Source organism: Vibrio sp. SCSIO 43133 (genome assembly GCF_023716845.1).
Taxonomy (GTDB): Bacteria; Pseudomonadota; Gammaproteobacteria; order Enterobacterales; family Vibrionaceae; genus Vibrio; species Vibrio mediterranei.
This window is the reverse complement of sequence record NZ_CP068024.1, coordinates 250,249-268,326: the sequence shown is the minus strand read 5'-3', so window position 1 is coordinate 268,326 and position 18,078 is coordinate 250,249. Positions and strand designations below refer to the sequence as shown.

The following is an 18,078-nucleotide window of genomic DNA, read 5'->3' as shown; positions in this document are numbered from 1 at the left end:
AGAACCCAACTCTCTCTATACAATCCGCGCCGCTTGATAATAAAAAAGAGATGTAACAATGAAGAAGTCTATTTACGCACTGCTTATTTCTAGTGCACTTTTTGGGTGTGGTTCTACCGTTAATATGACCACATCAGATGCCGTGGCAGCTCAACCAAAACTGATGCTTAAAACGGATGGTACATTTTGGGGCTTTGGTCCTGAGGGCAGTTTTGATCTTGCCGGATTGTATCAAGGTAAATACTCGCGCAGTGCTTCCACTAGCTCTTGGTTCAATACCATTAATACCAAAGAAGGAGAGATGGTTGCAGAGGTGACTCGCAAGGATAACGGTAAAACTTGGACGCTCGTTTGCAGTGGTGGCGGTACCAGCGTCGACCTTGGCAGCTTCTCGTTCGGTGGTAACGGTCCCTATGTTTGTGAGATCAGCGAAAATGGTAAGTCGGTTGGTGAGTATCAAATGGCCAGAAAGTCGGAAGCTATTAGTTTGTCGACAGCTAAAAAAGAAACTGGCTTCATTCGCTTAGACAGTACCCATTTTAACGTGGAATCCATCCACGATGGTGAAGGCTTAATGATGAGTGTCGATAACCCACTTGGTTATAGTTTTAGCCGTGGTAGTATCGAGGTAGCCGCAGCACAAATCAACGGCGCTATTACCTTACAAACCTTAGCCAATCTGCCTAAAGCAGAAATGGACACCTTAGCGCTTGGCACCGTAGCCAGTGCTTTAAGCTGGCGACCACAAGAGTAATACCTCTTCCATTAAAAAAGGTCGCCTAAGCGACCTTTCTTCATACAGCAAAGAGTAAGCTTACTTAACGCGGCCTACGTACTCACCTGTACGAGTATCAACTTTAATCACTTCACCGATTTGGATGAATAGCGGTACACGTACAACAGCACCTGTCGTTAGTGTTGCTGGTTTACCACCAGTGCCCTGCGTATCACCTTTTAGACCTGGATCGGTTTCAGTTACTTCTAACTCAACAAAGTTAGGCGGAGTCACGGTAATTGGGTTACCATTCCAAAGAGTAATCATACAAGTGTTGTTTTCTACCAACCATTTCGCGTTATCGCCAACAGCTTTAACTTCCGCAGCGATTTGTTCGAATGTTTCGCTGTTCATAAAGTGGTAGAATTCACCATCTGTGTATAGGTAATCTAGATCGATGTCCATCACGTCAGCAACTTCAACAGTTTCGCCAGACTTGAAGGTTTTCTCTAGAACTTTACCAGACAGTAGCTTACGAATTTTTACGCGGTTGAATGCCTGACCTTTACCTGGCTTCACGTATTCGTTTTCTAGAATTACGCAAGGCTCGTTATCCAGCATTAATTTAAGGCCGCCTTTAAATTCATTCGTGCTAACAGTAGCCATTGTATCCTCTTAGTGTTCTTCGAGTTAAAATTTAATGTCGCCTATCATAACCCGAAATCTTGTTTCTGTTGAGCAAAACTGGCTCAAACAGCTATCGAATGCGATCTCAGACCCTTATGAACTGCTTAAGCAGCTAGAAATTGATGCGACTCCGTGGGAAAACGGCTTAACCGCTCGACGTCTTTTCCCGATGCGTGTTCCACAAAGCTTTGTCGATCGTATGGAAAAAGGCAACCCGTACGACCCTCTATTAAGGCAAGTTTTACCATTAAGCCAAGAGTTTGAAGTCCACAACGGTTACTCTGAAGATCCTTTAGAAGAGCAAGATGCAGCGGTGCCCGGTCTACTACACAAGTACCACAATCGCGCACTACTAATTGTCAAAGGTGGCTGTGCTGTGAATTGTCGCTACTGCTTCCGTCGTCATTTCCCCTACGAAGATAACAAAGGCGGTAAAGCTAACTGGCAAGTCGCACTCGACTATATTGCGGCTCATCCAGAGATCGACGAGATCATTTTGTCTGGCGGCGATCCACTGATGGCCAAAGATTCTGAGTTAGCATGGCTTGTTCAAAAAGCAGAATCTATTCATCATTTAAAAACACTTCGCATTCACTCCAGATTACCTGTGGTGATCCCAAAGCGCATTACAGAAGAGTTGTGTCAGCTTCTTAAACAGACTCGACTGAATACCATTTTGGTAACGCATATCAACCACGCTAACGAAGTGAATTCTGAATTCTCTGCGTCAATGGCACGTATTAAGAACACGGGCACAACATTGTTGAATCAAGGAGTGCTGCTAAAAGGTGTCAATGATTCTGTTGATGCTCAGTTTGAGCTCAGTCATGCGCTGTTTTCTGTGGGCATATTGCCTTATTACCTTCACGTGTTGGATAAGGTTCAAGGCGCGGCACACTTCTTTATTAGCGATGACGACGCCAAAGCCATCATTCAAGGGCTGATCAAACGAGTGTCTGGGTATTTAGTCCCTAAACTGACGCGAGAAGAAGGCGGTAGAGCCAGCAAGACACCACTGGATTTACATCTTGAGTAACCTTTTTCGTCTCGACAAAATATTTTTGTTCGATCAGACGGTCTAATAGTCAGATACTGCGCTTTTTAGGAGGCAATGTGGAACTGACACAGTTATTCAATGCACAACTGCTCGACTTAGGGCCTTTTTCATGGCCTGCACTTGGGGCTTGTATGCTTAATGGTGCCTTAGTAGGCCTTGAGCGCCAAACACGCGGAAAACCTGTTGGTATTCGTACCGCGATTCTAATTGTGTCGGGGACGTACTTGTTTATGTCCATGGCCGTATCCCTTTCTCCGAACACGCTTGATCAAGCACGAGTATTAGGGCAAATAATTACTGGCGTTGGCTTTTTAGGTGCGGGGGTGATGATGACTCAAGATGGGAAAATTCATGGCGTAACCTCAGCGGCCGTTATCTGGGTTTTGGCAGGGTTAGGAATGATGATTGGACTCGGTCATCATAAAGAATCGATCATTTTAACCGTTTTGGCATTAACTGTCCTATTGGGCGTAGATAAGATTGAAAGCAGCTTTAAAAGCTTACGTCGCGGCGTTCATCAAACCATGCAAAATCGCAATCGAATGAGAAAATAAAAAAGCCCTGATTATTCAGGGCTTTTTTGACGAATCAATTCAAATTACTTCGCGAAGTTGATGATTGGGAAGCACTTGAAGAAACCGTTATCTGCACAGTTGATCAGACCAATCTGAACACCGTCGATCGTGTTGGTTTTGTTGAAGAAACCAAACTGGAAGTTAGACTTGTTTGAGAAGCTAGCAAGACCGATATCAGCCATTGTATAGCCTTCAGAGTAGTTCACTGCACTCCAGTTCAGACCTTTCACATCGTTAGTTACGTTAACGGCACCAAGGTTAACACCCGTTGTTGAACCAGTATTCCAGTTGAAGATACCTAGAGAAGCACCTTTCATCTCCTGAGTTACTTTAGACGCACCAAAGAATAGACCGAAGTTCACACCTGTTGTACGTTGAGTTTCAGACATACCTAGTACAGAGAAGTCGACACCTTTCACTTCATTCACTTGACCATGAAGTACTGCTAAACGAACACCACCAACTGCATTTGCATCTGGTGCGTTAAAGCCGTTTAGTGATGAGAACATAACTGGCGTGCTGTCTGCTAACGCCATTGGTGAAGCTACCGCTGCTGCCACTGCTAGGGCTGAAATGACTTTTTTCATTATATTGTCTCCACTGACATTTTCTTGTTGTCGAATAATAAGTTTAGACGATGCTAAAAAGGACAACCATACGATTTGTCAGTGAAATGTCATATTCAGCAACATTCTCACAAATTACTTGGTTATTATTGAACCAGATACAAAAAAGCCGAAGGTTTCCCTTCGGCTTGTCAGAACATTCTGATACGAATTACATCATGCCAGGCATGCCACCCATACCGCCCATATCAGGCATTGCTGGAGCATCTTTCTGAGGAATATCTGTTACCATTGCTTCCGTTGTGATCATTAGACCCGCAACAGATGCAGCAAACTGAAGTGCAGAACGCGTTACTTTTGTTGGGTCTAGAATACCCATCTCTAGCATATCGCCGTACTCACCCGTTGCCGCATTGTAACCGTAGCTACCTTCACCCGCTTTCACGTTGTTCGCTACTACAGACTCTTCGTCACCTGCGTTTGCAGTGATTTGACGAATTGGTGCTTCCATTGCGCGAAGTGCAACGCGGATACCCACTGTTTGCTCTTCGTTGTCACCTTCAAGACCAGCAACTTTAGATGCCGCACGGATAAGTGCAACACCACCACCAGCCACTACGCCTTCTTCAACAGCAGCACGAGTAGCGTGAAGTGCGTCTTCTACTCGGTCTTTCTTCTCTTTCATTTCAACTTCAGTTGCAGCACCAACTTTGATAACAGCTACACCACCAGCAAGTTTAGCGACACGCTCTTGAAGTTTCTCTTTATCGTAGTCAGACGTTGCTTCTTCGATTTGTTGACGAATTTGTGCAACACGACCTTGAATCATCGCTTCTTCACCCGCGCCATCGATGATGGTTGAGTTTTCTTTAGTTATGGTTACACGCTTAGCTTGACCTAGATCTTCTAGCGTCACTTTCTCAAGGTCTAGACCGATTTCTTCAGAAATTACTGTACCGCCAGTTAGGATAGCGATGTCTTGAAGCATAGACTTACGACGGTCACCGAAACCAGGTGCTTTAACCGCCGCTACTTTAACGATACCGCGCATGTTGTTCACAACAAGTGTTGCTAGCGCTTCGCCTTCTACATCTTCTGCAATGATAAGCAGCGGACGAGATGCTTTAGCTACTGCTTCAAGAGTTGGTAGAAGTTCACGGATGTTTGACACTTTCTTATCGATAAGAAGAATGAACGGGCTCTCTAGATCAACGCTACCAGCTTCTTGGTTGTTGATGAAATAAGGAGATAGGTAACCACGATCGAACTGCATACCTTCTACTACGTCTAGCTCATCTTGTAGAGCCTGACCTTCTTCAACAGTAATAACGCCATCACGACCTACTTTTTCCATTGCTTCGGCAATGATGTTACCAACCGTAGAGTCAGAGTTTGCAGAGATAGTACCAACCTGAGCAATCGCTTTGGTGTCTTTACACTCAACAGACAGAGCTTTTAGCTCTTCAACTGCAGCTGCGACAGCTTTATCGATACCGCGCTTAAGGTCCATTGGGTTCATGCCAGCAGCAACCGCTTTTAGGCCTTCAGAAATGATAGATTGAGCCAGTACAGTAGCAGTTGTTGTACCGTCACCTGCAGCATCGTTAGCTTGAGAAGCAACTTCTTTCACCATTTGTGCGCCCATGTTCTGGAACTTGTCTTCCAGTTCAATTTCACGCGCTACAGATACACCATCTTTAGTGATGGTTGGTGCACCAAAAGATTTGTCTAGAACTACGTTACGACCTTTAGGGCCTAGCGTAACTTTTACTGCGTCAGCTAGAACGTTTACACCTTCTAGCATTTTGATTCGTGCGTCGTTGCCAAACTTAACGTCTTTAGCAGCCATTGTTATTTCCTTATCTAAATTCAGTGGATAGCTTGTTTAGAGTAAAAAATTACTCAACGTCTACTTAATTATTCAACGATAGCCATGATGTCATTTTCAGACATGATCAGAACTTCTTTACCGTCGATCTTTTCTGTTTTCGTGCCGTAGCCTTCAGCAAAGATAACCGTATCACCTACTTTCACGTCCAATGGCTGTACTGTACCGTTTTCTAGGATGCGGCCTTTGCCGACAGCCAAAACAGTACCACGTGTCGATTTTTCTGCAGCAGAACCAGTTAGAACGATGCCGCCAGCAGATTTAGATTCAACTTCTTGGCGCTCAACGATAACTCGGTCGTGTAGAGGACGGATATTCATCGGTCGATTCTCCTGATTATTTTCCATTTAGCTTATTAGATAGCCTTCAAGGCCTTGTGTTGAATATGTTGGGGGCGTTTTCTACGATCCCAAGGGCAGCATGACAAAAAATTGTGACAAAAATAACGAAAATGAGCTTTGGCTAGTGAATGACCTTCCTTACCAAACCCATTCTCGCACCAACTCATCAATTGCTGTATTCTAAGCGCCTGTTTCATCAGCACTGAATGCCATGCAAGATAAACACGGCTTACTTTCCGCTCCCATCTCTACTGTCCTTAGAAACATGACTGTTCCTATGGTATTTGGCATGGTTGCAATCTTGGCATTTAACCTCGTTGATACCTTCTTTATATCGCTGCTTGGCACACAAGCACTGGCCGCCATCAGCTTTACTTTTCCGGTTACGTTTGGGGTCAATTGCATCACCATGGGTATTGGTATGGGACTCTCTACCAATATTGGGCGATTACTGGGACAAGGAAATACTCAAAACGCGGCTCGTTTTGCCACTCACGGATTACTGCTCGCGGTGGTACTCGTGACCATTGCTTCAGCATTCGGGCTGCTGACCATAGAACCACTATTCAAACTACTTGGTGCTAGCGATGACATCATTCCATTAATCAGCGAGTACATGGTGATCTGGTATTTAACGGTTCCATTGCTGGTTATTCCGATGGCGGGAAACAGTGCGATTCGAGCTACTGGTGATACCAAAACCCCCGCAAAAATCATGATGCTGTCCGGTTTCATTAATGGCGTGCTCGACCCTCTGTTGATCTTTGGTATAGGCCCTTTCCCAGAGTTGGGCATTCAAGGTGCTGCCATTGCTAGCGGCATTGCTTGGTTTGGCGCCCTGTTTGGCTCGCTGTTTGTACTCATCAAACGCGAAAAGTTATTGGGTAAGCTCAAACCTAAGAAAATTTGGCAAGATTGGATCGCTATATTACGCATTGGAACACCATCAGGACTATCAACGGCCATGTCTCCGATCTCAGGTGCAATTTTAATGAAGATGCTGTCTTCTCATGGCACCGCTGCGGTCGCCGCTTATGGAGCTGCACAGCGCGTTGAGTCGATTCTAATTTTGGTTTTAATCTCGCTAAGCTCTGCACTAACGCCATTTATGTCACAGAACTTTGGCGCCAAACAGCCTGATCGAAGTTTTGCCGGCTTATTTTTGAGTATGCGGTTTTCGATCGTATTCCAGCTGTTTATCTTCGCAATGATGGTACCACTCAGCATTCCAATTTCTGCGCTGTTTTCCCAAGAACAAGCCGTAAGAGACATTCTTTGGCATTACTTACTCGTAGTACCATTCAGCTATGGGTTTCAAGGGATCATCATGATGCTGGGGAGTGGTATGAATGCGTTACACGAACCGAACAAAGCCTTTATGTGGAGTGCGATGAGACTGTTTGTCTTCACCTTGCCAGCCGCGGCCCTAGGTAGCCATTATTATGATGTCGAAGGCATGTTTATTGGCGTTGCGGTCGGTAATGTTCTGGGCGGACTATTGGCGTATCTTTATGCACTTGGTGTGAGAAAAAAGCATCTTTACCCAGCCAGTTAAAAACGTAGAGCCAAGGCTGCTCGCCTTGGCTCTACGTTTTTGATTCATTTCTCAGACTTGTTTAAATACCATCACCGCCCATAAAGGTTTGTGACTTACCGTTAAATTGCTGATCCATATCCAATGATGGTTTATCGGTTTTCGGTTTACCGACAATCTTTGCAGGAACACCAGCAGCAGTAGTATGCGGAGGTACTGGCTGAAGTACCACAGAGCAAGAACCAATTTTGGCTCCCTTACCGACTTCAATATTACCTAGAATCTTCGCCCCAGCGCCAATCATAACGCCTTCACGGATCTTAGGATGTCGATCACCACACTCTTTACCAGTACCGCCTAGTGTGACGTTCTGCAAGATGGAAACATCATTTTCAACGACAGCGGTTTCACCAATAACAATGCCGGTGGCGTGGTCAAGCATGATTCCTTTACCAATGCGAGCCGCAGGGTGGATGTCTACCTGACACGCAACGGATATTTGGTTTTGTAAATAGGTCGCAAGAGCCATACGCCCTTGGTTCCACAGCCAATTGGCGACGCGATAACCTTGTAGTGCATGGTAGCCTTTCAGATAAAGTAACGGCATTGAGTACATGGCAACCGCAGGATCTCGGTTCACTGTCGCACAAATGTCACAAGCAGCAGCATCAGTAATTGATGGATCAGCATTAAACGCTTGCTCAACCACTTCACGTACTGCCATTGCTGGCATTGACGCAGTCTTCAGCTTATTGGCTAAAATGTAGCTTAATGCTGCACCAAAGCTTTCGTGGTTGATTATGGTGGCATGATAGAAACTCGCAAGCATCGGCTCTTGCTCTGCTTGTTCGCGCGCTTCTCTTACAATGCACTCCCAGACATTCTTTTTTTCACAGTGTTTCATTTCTTGTCCTACGACTGGTACTCAATCACCAACAGAGCGTTATTGCTGCTCCGCTTTTTTATCCCTAGCAAGCAAATCTTGCGCTGCAAGTCTTGCGTCTTTACCTTGATACAGTACTTGATAGATTTGGTCAACAATTGGCATTTCCACACCCATGCGCTGAGATAACAACCATACCTCTTTAGTATTGCGATAACCCTCAACAACCTGACCGATCTCTGTCTGAGCCGTATCCACATCTTTACCCTGACCAAGTGCCAAACCAAAACGGCGGTTACGAGACTGGTTATCAGTACACGTCAGGACTAGATCACCAAGACCGGCCATACCCATAAAGGTATCCGGCTTAGCACCCAAGGCAGCACCTAGACGTGTCATTTCAGCTAGACCTCGGGTAATCAACGCGGTACGTGCGTTTGCACCAAAACCGATGCCGTCCGACATACCCGCACCAATCGCAATCACGTTTTTCACCGCACCGCCCAATTGCATGCCAGTAAAGTCATCGTTAGCATAAACACGGAAGGTTTTACTACAGTGGATTTTTTCTTGAAGATCAGCCACAAACTCAGCATTTGGAGAGGCCACGGCAATCGCAGTTGGAAGTCCCGCCGCCAACTCCTTGGCAAAAGTAGGTCCAGAAAGCACAGCCAACGGATAGTCATCACCAATAATGTCATGAGCAACATCCTTCAACAATCGACCCGTTTCAGGCTCTAGCCCCTTGGTTGCCCAGCAGATGCGGCTGTCTTGACGAAGATGAGGCTTGATGCTGTTAAGCACAATACCAAATACATGGCTCGGTACCACAACCAAAAGATCGCGACTGGCTTGAACGGCTTTGTTCAAGTCAGACTCGACAATCAACGTTTCTGGAAATTCAATCCCAGGCAAGAACTCATGATTGGCTCTGTCTGCTTCAAGCTTCACCATGTGTTCAGGCTCGTGTCCCCAAATCACCACGTTTGCTCCGTTACGAGCAAGAGAGATCGCCAATGAGGTTCCATAAGAACCGGCACCGATAACGGTCATTGCGATTTCTTTTCCATATGCGTTATTCATAACACCACCAAATTTTCGTTATGGCTCAATGTAGTTAGTCTACTCCGTACGGAGCAAATAAAAAATGCACATCGCGATGCGCTGTGCATTTTTATTAGCTAAGTCTATTCACTTCGCTTACTCGTGCAGAAAATATGTTCTGCGAAAAAGGCTTAAGCTTCTGCTTGGCCTTCTTGTTGAGCTTGCTGTTGTAGGTAGTTCATGAACAGAGCGTCAAAGTTAACTGGCGCTAGGTTCAGTTGAGGGAACGTACCTTTCATCGTTAGGCTAGAAATAGTTTCACGAGCATATGGGAATAGGATGTTCGGGCAGAACGCGCCTAAGCAATGTGCAAGTTGACCTGCTTCCATCTGCTCAGCAGTGAAAATACCGCCTTGTTGAACTTCACATAGGAATGCTGTGTCTTCTGCGTTTTTCACAGTCACAGTTAGGCGAAGAACAACTTCATAGATGCCTTGGCCTAGTTCACGGCTTTGAGTGTCAAGATCTAGCTTAACATCTGGGTTCCAATCTTTCTGGAACATATCTGGCGAGTTTGGCGCTTCAAAAGATACGTCTTTTAGAAAGATGCGTTGGATTGCGAAGTTTTGTTGTGCTTCTTGTGGAGCTGCTTCAGCCATGATGTTTTTCCTTAAATACGTCTAAAATTGTCAAAAACGTTTATGAGTTGTCTTGCAGACTATCCGAGCCAATCTTCTATGACTAGGCGAGCCGTTAATTCCGTGGCACTTATCACATCCCTTAGTCATAACTGCCGCGAAATTACTCAAAATTCTCGATTACTTTTTGCCTTTGATCAGTGGCAGGTTCGCTTCGCTCCATGCCGTCAGACCATTTTTCAGCAAGTAAACTTTCTCAAACCCTGCTTTAGCTAGCAGATTCGCGCTCTCTTGCGCTGTTTGACCAGTCTTACATACAACAATGATTGGGTCTGATTTATGGTTTTCAAGGCTTGGGATTGAACCTGACTTAATATCAGACGGCAGCACATTTACCGAGTCAGTAATATGGCCACGCTTGAAGTCGTCTTTTGAACGAATATCAACCACTAAACCATTCTCACGGTTCATCATATGAGTCACTTGCGCAGCCGATACTTCTTTATATGCAGCATTTGCTGATTTGAAGATGTTGGCAATCAGAGCGACGAATAGTGCAACCCACACTAGTGCCATGATCATGTTTTGTTGAAAAAATTCTAAATACTCTTGCATAGCTTGCGCTCTTAATAGTTGAACATTAAATCAGTCGAGGAGTATAGCGGCTTAGTCGTGCTCTGGCGAGAGGGGAAAATGTTTCGAACAAAGAATTGAGATCCCTCTCCTCAACCTAGGCGACATTACTATTGCAGAGATAGAGAAAACCAATTAGCCAAACCTGCTAGTAAAGGCGTATTAATAGAAACAAAGGCGAGGAATCATCCAAAAATAGCGTCTATGATTACCTCACGCGGAAAACTATTAGTGGTTTCAACTGTCCAAAACTGAAAACAAGTAACGGCAATCACAAACATTATTTGATCTGCCACTACAGTTTTGGTTAAAAAGTGTAGTAAAATTACGCTAATTTGTTTTCTGTAAAGTTACTATCGATTTGACGAGGTTATAACTATGTCAGCTAAGAAGCCAATGGCTCTAGTGATTCTTGACGGTTGGGGTTACCGTGAAGACAACGCAAGCAACGCAATCAACAACGCAAAAACTCCAGTTATGGACGGCTTGTGGGCAAACAATCCACGTACACTAATTTCGGCTTCTGGCATGGACGTAGGTCTACCGGATGGTCAAATGGGTAACTCAGAAGTGGGTCACACCAATATTGGTGCTGGTCGCGTGGTATACCAAGACCTTACTCGCATCACAAAATCTATTACTGACGGTGAATTCGGTCAAAACGAAATCCTTGTTGCGGCAATGGATAAAGCTATCGCAGCAGGTAAAGCGGTTCACCTAATGGGTCTTATGTCTCCAGGTGGCGTTCACTCTCACGAAGATCACATCTACGCTGCAGTGAAAATGGCAGCAGAGCGTGGCGCAGAGAAAATCTACCTACACTGCTTCCTAGACGGTCGTGACACACCACCACGTAGCGCGGAAGGTTCACTGCAACGTTTTGACGCTCTATTTGCAGAGCTAGGCAAAGGCCGTGTAGCGTCTCTTGTTGGTCGTTACTATGCAATGGATCGTGATAACAACTGGGATCGCGTAGAAAAAGCGTACGACCTACTGACTCAAGCAGAAGGTGCCTTCACATTTGATTCTGCAGTTGCAGGTTTAGAAGCGGCTTACTCTCGTGATGAAAACGATGAATTCGTTGCACCAACAGAAATTCGTGCAGAAGGCCAAGAGTCAGCTGCTATCGTTGATGGCGATGCCGTTATCTTCATGAACTACCGTGCTGACCGTGCTCGTGAAATTACTCGTGCATTCGTACCTGCATTTGATGGTTTCGAGCGTAAAGTCTTCCCAGCGGTTGACTTCGTTATGCTGACTCAATACGCAGCTGATATCCCACTTTCGTGTGCATTCCCACCAGCCTCTCTTGAAAACACTTACGGTGAGTGGCTATCTAAAGCAGGCAAAACTCAGCTACGTATTTCTGAGACAGAAAAGTACGCACACGTAACCTTCTTCTTCAACGGTGGTGTTGAGACCGAATTTGACGGCGAAGAGCGTCAACTTGTTGCTTCTCCAAAAGTGGCTACTTATGACCTACAACCAGAGATGAGCTCTGAAGAGCTGACTGAAAAAATGGTTGCGGCTATCAAGTCAGGTAAATACGACACTATTATCTGTAACTATCCAAACGCAGATATGGTTGGCCATACAGGCGTATACGAAGCCGCTGAGCAAGCGATTGAAGCTCTAGACGCAAGTGTAGGTAAAGTGGTTGAAGCGATTAAAGAAGTTGGCGGTCAAATGCTGATCACTGCTGACCACGGTAACGCTGAAATGATGGTGGACCCTGAGACAGGTGGTACTCACACTGCTCACACTAACCTACCAGTACCGCTAATTTACGTAGGTGATAAAGCGGTTGAGTTCAAAGAAGGTGGTAAGCTGTCTGATCTAGCTCCAACTATGCTTTCTATGACTGGCATGGAAATTCCAGCAGAAATGTCTGGCGACGTACTGGTTAAGTAATCAGCTTCGCAAAGTAATGACATAAGCTTGATAAAACGCCGGTGCATACGCATCGGCGTTTTTGTATGCTTGCACCTCTGGCCCTAAGTGTGGATATAATGGTGGTTGCGCATCTGGGCACGAACAGACTTGGTCGGTATTTTTAACGGAAGTAGAATGAAACCCAATAATAAAACGCCTTTCATCCCCTCTATATCGGCATGGATTCTTAGCATCGGGCTTGTTACGTACCCGACTCTCACTTTAGCCAATCAAAATGAACTGACTGGCGTAAAGAGCGAAATTACACGCCAACAGAAAGAACTGTCTGCGCAGCAAAAAGAGCTCGATAAATTACAAAAGTCTTTGCGTCAACAAGAAGTCGGCATTTCTAACATTGAGAAAGAGATAAAATCGACCACCGCTCAACTTGCTCAAGCTAATCGCAACCTCGATAGTTTTCATCAACAAGTCGAAGAGCTCACCGAGCAGAAAAAACAACAGCAAAAGATCCTCGCCGAGTTGGTGCAAACCTATTACGTGACCAAGCAGAACAACTCAGCTTCGAATGTGTTTAGTACCAATCCAGATGAAGACCGTATTAGCCAGTACTACCAATATCTTGCCAAAGCACGTGCTGAGACTTTGGAGAAATTAGCACAAACTGAACTGGAGCTGGCAGAGAGTGAACGTGCCCTTGAGCTTGAACGTAATCAAATTGCACAATTACTCGAGCAACAAAAAGACAAGCGAAACTCTCTTGCGAAAAACCAAGCCAGTCGCAAAAGTACGGTATCTAAAATCAGAAAGAGCATCTCAAGCGATAAGACCTACCTAGCTGAACTGCAACGTAATGAAACACGCTTGAAGGCGGAAATCGCCAAAGCCGCTAAGCGCAATCAAGTACCTATGGATGGTCTGGCTCGACAGAAAGGTAAGCTGCCTTGGCCGGTAAAAGGGAAAGTTCTACATAGCTTTGGGACCAAGCAAACTGGACAAGTGAACTGGAAAGGCATGGTTATTCAAGCTAATTACGGAGAATCTATAAAGTCTGTTTATTCTGGTACTGTCGTCTTCGCCGACTACCTACGCGGCTACGGACTGGTGGTACTATTGGACCATGGTAAAGGTGACATGACGCTTTATGGTTATAACCAGACATTGCTGAAAAAAGAAGGGGATAAAGTCTCCGCAGGAGAGACCATCGCACTTGCTGGTGACACGGGCGGTCAATCAAGCTCATCGCTGTATTTCGAAATCCGCCGCAACAGTAAAGTACAAAACCCAAAAAGCTGGCTAAAACGATAACGTAAAGCCAAGTGTGGGTACTTAGCGATAACACTCTTGAGCGACTTGAATCAGTCGCTCTACCTCATGCTCCGGCAACTCATTGATGCCCCCTGCCGCCTCTCGCCCACCACCTGTGGCAAACTGACTACAAATCTCAGCAGCGCCTTGCTTATTGTTCAGCGGAGCCCTGACTGAAACGGTATAACTAGCGCTTTTGCTCGAGCCGCTTCTCGGCACTAACGAAATATGAGCTTGGTCAGGCGCTTCATTCGCCAAGCGATTTATCCAAGTCCCCGACATTCTCCTCGCCGCTGGCGTTGCTGGCAGCTTTACCACTTTCAAGATGTCCGACTCAAAGACAGTTTCCGTTCCCTCTAACGCTATTTCATCACTCTCAAACGCCGATTTAAGAGTGTAATACGGAGAAGAGGCGTCTTTCTGGCAATCAAACGGGTCAGGGTATGCCAATAACGCCTGATAAAGGATGACTGGGTCAAAATGCAGATCAGCTAAGCTCTCTCCATAACCGTTGTAATTCACCAAGGTTCCTAATTGCTTGAGAAAGTGTCGTTGCTCGTGCGTGAGTTTAAGCTCATTCGCTAAATGCTCAGCACTACTCAACATATTATCTCCATAGGCCGCAGCAATCGCCCAAGTTCGATACTGACCTTGTAATAGCTTATCTACAATCAGTGCGGTGCACGTATTGGCATCAAGGTCGATATGTGCATCCAAAATGTCGCTGTGGGGAATAGTTGATGCTTTGTGGTGATCGATATAAGCAATAGGCACATTATGATCCAAAAGCTCATCTAAGGCGTTTTGGTTTTTATCCATGGAGATGTCAAGCACTGTAACAGAGCCTGCTTCTGCGACGGGGACTCGTTGTAACAGCGCAATATCACGCTTAATCCCTGAGATCAGCTGTGTTTCTTTCGGCTGAGCTAATCGCAATTGCAGCAATGACAAAATACCATCGGCATCACCATTGAATACATCATAGTGTGCTTTTGCTTTCATTTCGTTATCAGCCATCCCGTCGTCACTCTCCAATTAATCTGGTGTCTAAAACAACAAACCCTACTAAGATAGCAGGGTTTGTAACAAGATGAATTGGCTATATATCATGCCGTTAGAGCGAGCGACTGTCTGTCGACCCCATCATTTTTACACCATCTTCTAGTAGAGACAGCTGTTCACGACCTTTTGCCGTTGATAGTGGCTTCACGACATTAATCATGTGTAGCATACCCTGCTGAATTACCTCTTCAGTAATTTGAGTCTTCGGTGACATCGCCGATTGGTAGCTCAACCAACCAACCGCCATCATATGCAGAGTGGTCACCAATGACTTAAGTTCTTTCTCGTTAATCGTCAATAAATCGAGTTCAACAAAGGCTCTTAGGATATTAACTAAGTTACCCTGCAATCGCTCCTGAACCTCAATATACTCTTCGTGCAGCTTAGGATCACGTTGCAGAATCTCTGGCAGGTTGGCGTAGAAGAAACGATATTTCCACATTAGATTAAAGATAGAATCAAGATAGTGCTTGAGGAGCGCCAAACTTTCTTGCTGACCTTGGATAGGAGTAAAACGTTCAATGAGCTCTTGCGAATACAGCGCAAAGATCTCTCTCACTATCTCTTGTTTATTGCGAAAGTGGTAATAGAGGTTACCTGGGCTAATCTCGATATGAGCAGCAATATGGTTGGTCGTCACGTTGCGCTCGCCATCTAAATTAAATAAGTCGAGGGCGGCATACACTATTTTGTCACGTGTTTTCATTCTAACTTTTCCTTTCCCTAGTTGGGGTTAGTATACGTGCTCAAGTTGTGTACGAAAAGTCATGAGACGGTGAGTCGCACTGGTTAGACCAAATGATATAAAAAAAGCACTCAAATGAGTGCTTTCGAATACGTTTGACGAATGAATTACTCTACTTCGTCCATTTTACCAAGCAGGTTACGAATACGCTCTTGCCATTGGCCGTGCTCACGTTGCATTTGCTCAGTCTTTTGAACCAATTCTTCACGGCTATTACGTAGCTCTTCCGCTTGATTTGCTAGTTGCACTTTTTCTTCTTTCAGTTCTTCAACTTCCATTTGAAGAAGCGCGATTGTGTCAACTGCAGTTTGAATTTTTGCTTCTAGTTGTTCCAGTACTTCAAAAGACATCTCGGCCTACCCTTAATTTAATTCTGTGACATGAAAAGACTTCATACTCTATATTGTCCCATTCTACTCAGCATAGAGAAGATAGACACGCCCTATATTGCAGATTTTTCACCATTCGGTCAAAAAAGCATCGCAAAATGACATAAGCTTTACCTAAAACTTGTCAAACCTTCCCTGCTATCACTTTACTCTGACCTTTCTCCCTGCACTTTCTCAATGAGTAATCATAACTTAGCGACAAGATAGCGACCAAAACCACAAAAAAGCAAACGTTTCCTTTTGGATATGCTAGAATTCGCGCCATAAATCCTTTTGTCATTTTTCATTTAATTGGAGTCAGTATGAAGCGCGATTTAGCAATGGCTTTTTCACGAGTTACCGAAGGTGCCGCCCTAGCAGGTTATAAATGGCTTGGACGTGGCGACAAGAATGCTGCGGATGGTGCCGCAGTAGAAGTCATGCGCAGCCTACTGAACAAAACCGATATCGAAGGTGAAATCGTTATTGGTGAAGGTGAGATTGATGATGCACCTATGCTGTATATCGGTGAGCAAGTTGGTATTGGTGGTGACGCTGTTGATATCGCGGTTGACCCTATTGAAGGTACTCGCATGACAGCAATGGGCCAGTCGAACGCACTTGCTGTTCTAGCCGCTGGTGAAAAAGGCAGCTTCTTGAAAGCACCTGATATGTACATGGAAAAGTTGGTAGTGGGCCCGGGCGCTAAAGGGGTTATCGACCTAGAAAAACCACTTTCTAAAAACTTAACCAACATTGCAGCGGCCTTAGGCAAATCTCTTGATACGCTTGTGGTTACGACACTGGCAAAGCCACGTCATGATGACGTTATCGCTGAAATGCAAGCCATGGGCGTACGTGTTTTTGCTGTGCCAGATGGTGATGTAGCCGCGTCTATTCTGACTTGTATGCCGGATAGTGAAGTAGATGTTATGTATTGCATTGGTGGCGCACCAGAAGGCGTAGTGTCTGCCGCTGTTATTCGTGCTCTAGATGGTGACATGCATGGTCGCTTACTTCCACGTCATGAAGTGAAAGGCGATAACGAAGAAAATCGTAAAGCGGGTGAACTTGAACTTGAGCGCTGCGCACAAATGGGTGTCAAAGCCAACATTGTGCTTCGCATGGAAGACATGGCACGTAGTGACAATGTGGTGTTCTCGGCAACAGGCATTACTAAAGGTGACCTGCTTGAAGGCATCACACGTCAGGGCAATATCGCGACCAGTGAAACACTGCTTATTCGTGGCCGCTGCCGTACTATTCGCCGTATTAAATCAACGCACTATTTAGAGCGTAAAGACCCAGAGATTCGCGATATCATCTTATAATCGCCATTATTGAGATAAAGCGCTGGCTGTAGCCAGCGTTTTTTTCATCTATTATGAAGATAGTAAATAATTTGCTTTATTAACCTTATTCGCCATAATACCCCAACTATCGTTATCCATAGGCTGATTTAAGAGAAACGGACGCACTAATGAAAGCCACTGACCAAATTATTGACATCATAAAACGAGAAGGCGCAGTCACCGCTAAACAGATTGCTTCACGTTTAAACATCACCACGATGGGCGCTAGGCAACATTTGCAGGGCCTAGAAGAGGAAGGATTTCTACGTTTTGAAGATGTTAAAGTTAAAGTAGGTCGACCGAATCGACATTGGTCACTCACTGCCAAAGGGCATGCCCAGTTTTCCGATCGCCACAGTGATTTAACGGTTCAGTTTATTGATGCAATTGAACAAGTGTTTGGTACTGAAGGACTCAATAAAGTATCCAAAGAGCGCGAAACAAACACCCTCGCGACTTATCGTCCTCATTTTGACAGCCTTCCCGACCTACAAAGTAAAGTAGAGAAACTCACTGAACTGCGCGATAAGGATGGGTACATGGCTGAATTTCAACAGGTTGAAGATGGTTTTGTCTTAATTGAAAATCACTGCCCAATCTGTAAAGCCGCACAACGCTGTGAAACTCTGTGTCAGTCTGAGCTGAATGTCTTTCAAGCCCTCGTTGGTAACGATATTTCGGTTCAACGAGACGAACATATTGTTCAAGGTGCTCGTCGCTGCGTATATATCTTTAGCAACAGAAGCTAACTTCAATAAACAGCTCATAGCAACGCTGCTGGCTCGTCTCACT

General features: G+C 45.1%; 19 protein-coding genes. 8 read left to right on the top strand and 11 right to left on the bottom strand.

Features of this window, described 5'->3' with window-relative positions:
- Positions 1-58: 58 nt before the first annotated feature.
- Entirely contained in the window at positions 59-754 is a 696-nt protein-coding gene (locus JKJ11_RS01315) for a VV20781 family protein (protein ID WP_252038664.1), read from the top strand.
- A gap of 60 nt (positions 755-814) precedes the next feature.
- On the opposite strand, the gene efp is transcribed toward JKJ11_RS01315, so the two are convergent.
- Positions 815-1,381 carry an elongation factor P gene (efp, locus tag JKJ11_RS01310; protein ID WP_006075445.1) on the bottom strand — a complete coding sequence of 189 codons (567 nt, stop codon included), beginning with the start codon at positions 1,379-1,381 and terminating at the stop codon, positions 815-817.
- A gap of 34 nt (positions 1,382-1,415) precedes the next feature.
- Between efp and epmB the strand changes: the two genes are divergently transcribed.
- Positions 1,416-2,438: an EF-P beta-lysylation protein EpmB gene (epmB, locus tag JKJ11_RS01305; protein ID WP_006075444.1), complete on the top strand. Its 1,023-nt coding sequence runs from the start codon at positions 1,416-1,418 to the stop codon at positions 2,436-2,438.
- 152 nt (positions 2,439-2,590) lie between these two features.
- Positions 2,591-3,013, top strand: coding sequence for an MgtC/SapB family protein (locus tag JKJ11_RS01300; protein WP_081836363.1), 423 nt, complete (start codon positions 2,591-2,593; stop codon positions 3,011-3,013).
- A 44-nt stretch (positions 3,014-3,057) separates the two neighbouring features.
- On the opposite strand, the gene JKJ11_RS01295 is transcribed toward JKJ11_RS01300, so the two are convergent.
- The 3 genes from JKJ11_RS01295 to JKJ11_RS01285 all read right to left on the bottom strand — a co-directional run bounded on the left by JKJ11_RS01295 (position 3,058) and on the right by JKJ11_RS01285 (position 5,808).
- Positions 3,058-3,621: a VC2662 family protein gene (locus tag JKJ11_RS01295; RefSeq protein ID WP_006075442.1), complete on the bottom strand. Its 564-nt coding sequence runs from the start codon at positions 3,619-3,621 to the stop codon at positions 3,058-3,060.
- Positions 3,622-3,811: 190 nt separating this feature from the next.
- Positions 3,812-5,449, bottom strand: a complete 1,638-nt coding sequence (gene groL, locus JKJ11_RS01290) for a chaperonin GroEL (protein WP_038223798.1) — start codon at positions 5,447-5,449, stop codon at positions 3,812-3,814.
- Between the two features lie 68 nt (positions 5,450-5,517).
- A complete protein-coding gene (locus tag JKJ11_RS01285) occupies positions 5,518-5,808 on the bottom strand; it encodes a co-chaperone GroES (RefSeq protein ID WP_031493033.1) in 291 nt (96 codons plus the stop codon).
- 232 nt (positions 5,809-6,040) lie between these two features.
- Here JKJ11_RS01285 and JKJ11_RS01280 point away from each other — a divergent pair, with 232 nt between their 5' ends.
- Positions 6,041-7,384 carry an MATE family efflux transporter gene (locus tag JKJ11_RS01280; protein ID WP_239940912.1) on the top strand — a complete coding sequence of 448 codons (1,344 nt, stop codon included), beginning with the start codon at positions 6,041-6,043 and terminating at the stop codon, positions 7,382-7,384.
- A gap of 61 nt (positions 7,385-7,445) precedes the next feature.
- On the opposite strand, the gene cysE is transcribed toward JKJ11_RS01280, so the two are convergent.
- From cysE to JKJ11_RS01260, 4 genes are all read right to left on the bottom strand, one after another.
- Positions 7,446-8,267 (bottom strand): serine O-acetyltransferase, encoded by an 822-nt coding sequence (cysE, locus tag JKJ11_RS01275; protein WP_038223802.1) that lies wholly within the window; start codon positions 8,265-8,267, stop codon positions 7,446-7,448.
- 39 nt (positions 8,268-8,306) lie between these two features.
- Positions 8,307-9,329, bottom strand: coding sequence for an NAD(P)H-dependent glycerol-3-phosphate dehydrogenase (gpsA, locus tag JKJ11_RS01270; protein ID WP_031493036.1), 1,023 nt, complete (start codon positions 9,327-9,329; stop codon positions 8,307-8,309).
- A gap of 152 nt (positions 9,330-9,481) precedes the next feature.
- Positions 9,482-9,949 (bottom strand): protein-export chaperone SecB, encoded by a 468-nt coding sequence (secB, locus tag JKJ11_RS01265; protein WP_031493038.1) that lies wholly within the window; start codon positions 9,947-9,949, stop codon positions 9,482-9,484.
- Between the two features lie 159 nt (positions 9,950-10,108).
- Positions 10,109-10,543, bottom strand: a complete 435-nt coding sequence (locus JKJ11_RS01260; RefSeq protein WP_031493039.1) for a rhodanese-like domain-containing protein — start codon at positions 10,541-10,543, stop codon at positions 10,109-10,111.
- Positions 10,544-10,939: 396 nt separating this feature from the next.
- Between JKJ11_RS01260 and gpmM the strand changes: the two genes are divergently transcribed.
- Together gpmM and JKJ11_RS01250 are read left to right on the top strand one after the other, a co-directional pair.
- Entirely contained in the window at positions 10,940-12,472 is a 1,533-nt protein-coding gene (gene gpmM, locus JKJ11_RS01255; protein WP_252038663.1) for a 2,3-bisphosphoglycerate-independent phosphoglycerate mutase, read from the top strand.
- A gap of 156 nt (positions 12,473-12,628) precedes the next feature.
- Complete coding sequence (locus JKJ11_RS01250; protein ID WP_006075490.1) at positions 12,629-13,759, top strand: murein hydrolase activator EnvC family protein; 1,131 nt, start codon at positions 12,629-12,631, stop codon at positions 13,757-13,759.
- Between the two features lie 21 nt (positions 13,760-13,780).
- On the opposite strand, the gene JKJ11_RS01245 is transcribed toward JKJ11_RS01250, so the two are convergent.
- The 3 genes from JKJ11_RS01245 to zapB all read right to left on the bottom strand — a co-directional run bounded on the left by JKJ11_RS01245 (position 13,781) and on the right by zapB (position 15,916).
- On the bottom strand, positions 13,781-14,776 hold the full coding sequence (locus JKJ11_RS01245; RefSeq protein WP_252038662.1) for a DHH family phosphoesterase: 996 nt from the start codon (positions 14,774-14,776) through the stop codon (positions 13,781-13,783).
- Between the two features lie 97 nt (positions 14,777-14,873).
- Positions 14,874-15,527, bottom strand: coding sequence for a TetR/AcrR family transcriptional regulator (locus JKJ11_RS01240; RefSeq protein ID WP_006075488.1), 654 nt, complete (start codon positions 15,525-15,527; stop codon positions 14,874-14,876).
- Between the two features lie 146 nt (positions 15,528-15,673).
- Positions 15,674-15,916 carry a cell division protein ZapB gene (gene zapB / locus JKJ11_RS01235; protein WP_006075487.1) on the bottom strand — a complete coding sequence of 81 codons (243 nt, stop codon included), beginning with the start codon at positions 15,914-15,916 and terminating at the stop codon, positions 15,674-15,676.
- 341 nt (positions 15,917-16,257) lie between these two features.
- On the opposite strand from zapB, the gene glpX reads away from it, so the two are divergent.
- Complete coding sequence (gene glpX / locus JKJ11_RS01230; protein ID WP_252038661.1) at positions 16,258-17,265, top strand: class II fructose-bisphosphatase; 1,008 nt, start codon at positions 16,258-16,260, stop codon at positions 17,263-17,265.
- Positions 17,266-17,414: 149 nt separating this feature from the next.
- On the top strand, positions 17,415-18,035 hold the full coding sequence (locus JKJ11_RS01225) for a helix-turn-helix transcriptional regulator (RefSeq protein ID WP_006075485.1): 621 nt from the start codon (positions 17,415-17,417) through the stop codon (positions 18,033-18,035).
- Positions 18,036-18,078: the final 43 nt, after the last annotated feature.

What these genes read in the sequence shown, in the direction of transcription:
- JKJ11_RS01315 (WP_252038664.1), top strand. Translation starts at nt 59, where the DNA reads ATGAAGAAGTCTATTTACGCACTGCTTATTTCTAGTGCACTTTTTGGG.
- gpsA (WP_031493036.1), bottom strand. Translation starts at nt 9,329, where the DNA reads ATGAATAACGCATATGGAAAAGAAATCGCAATGACCGTTATCGGTGCC.
- JKJ11_RS01245 (WP_252038662.1), bottom strand. Translation starts at nt 14,776, where the DNA reads ATGGCTGATAACGAAATGAAAGCAAAAGCACACTATGATGTATTCAAT.
- glpX (WP_252038661.1), top strand. Translation starts at nt 16,258, where the DNA reads ATGAAGCGCGATTTAGCAATGGCTTTTTCACGAGTTACCGAAGGTGCC.
- gpmM (WP_252038663.1), top strand. Translation starts at nt 10,940, where the DNA reads ATGTCAGCTAAGAAGCCAATGGCTCTAGTGATTCTTGACGGTTGGGGT.
- efp (WP_006075445.1), bottom strand. Translation starts at nt 1,381, where the DNA reads ATGGCTACTGTTAGCACGAATGAATTTAAAGGCGGCCTTAAATTAATG.
- JKJ11_RS01260 (WP_031493039.1), bottom strand. Translation starts at nt 10,543, where the DNA reads ATGCAAGAGTATTTAGAATTTTTTCAACAAAACATGATCATGGCACTA.
- JKJ11_RS01225 (WP_006075485.1), top strand. Translation starts at nt 17,415, where the DNA reads ATGAAAGCCACTGACCAAATTATTGACATCATAAAACGAGAAGGCGCA.
- zapB (WP_006075487.1), bottom strand. Translation starts at nt 15,916, where the DNA reads ATGTCTTTTGAAGTACTGGAACAACTAGAAGCAAAAATTCAAACTGCA.
- JKJ11_RS01295 (WP_006075442.1), bottom strand. Translation starts at nt 3,621, where the DNA reads ATGAAAAAAGTCATTTCAGCCCTAGCAGTGGCAGCAGCGGTAGCTTCA.
- cysE (WP_038223802.1), bottom strand. Translation starts at nt 8,267, where the DNA reads ATGAAACACTGTGAAAAAAAGAATGTCTGGGAGTGCATTGTAAGAGAA.
- JKJ11_RS01285 (WP_031493033.1), bottom strand. Translation starts at nt 5,808, where the DNA reads ATGAATATCCGTCCTCTACACGACCGAGTTATCGTTGAGCGCCAAGAA.
- secB (WP_031493038.1), bottom strand. Translation starts at nt 9,949, where the DNA reads ATGGCTGAAGCAGCTCCACAAGAAGCACAACAAAACTTCGCAATCCAA.
- groL (WP_038223798.1), bottom strand. Translation starts at nt 5,449, where the DNA reads ATGGCTGCTAAAGACGTTAAGTTTGGCAACGACGCACGAATCAAAATG.
- epmB (WP_006075444.1), top strand. Translation starts at nt 1,416, where the DNA reads ATGTCGCCTATCATAACCCGAAATCTTGTTTCTGTTGAGCAAAACTGG.
- JKJ11_RS01280 (WP_239940912.1), top strand. Translation starts at nt 6,041, where the DNA reads ATGCAAGATAAACACGGCTTACTTTCCGCTCCCATCTCTACTGTCCTT.
- JKJ11_RS01250 (WP_006075490.1), top strand. Translation starts at nt 12,629, where the DNA reads ATGAAACCCAATAATAAAACGCCTTTCATCCCCTCTATATCGGCATGG.
- JKJ11_RS01300 (WP_081836363.1), top strand. Translation starts at nt 2,591, where the DNA reads ATGCTTAATGGTGCCTTAGTAGGCCTTGAGCGCCAAACACGCGGAAAA.
- JKJ11_RS01240 (WP_006075488.1), bottom strand. Translation starts at nt 15,527, where the DNA reads ATGAAAACACGTGACAAAATAGTGTATGCCGCCCTCGACTTATTTAAT.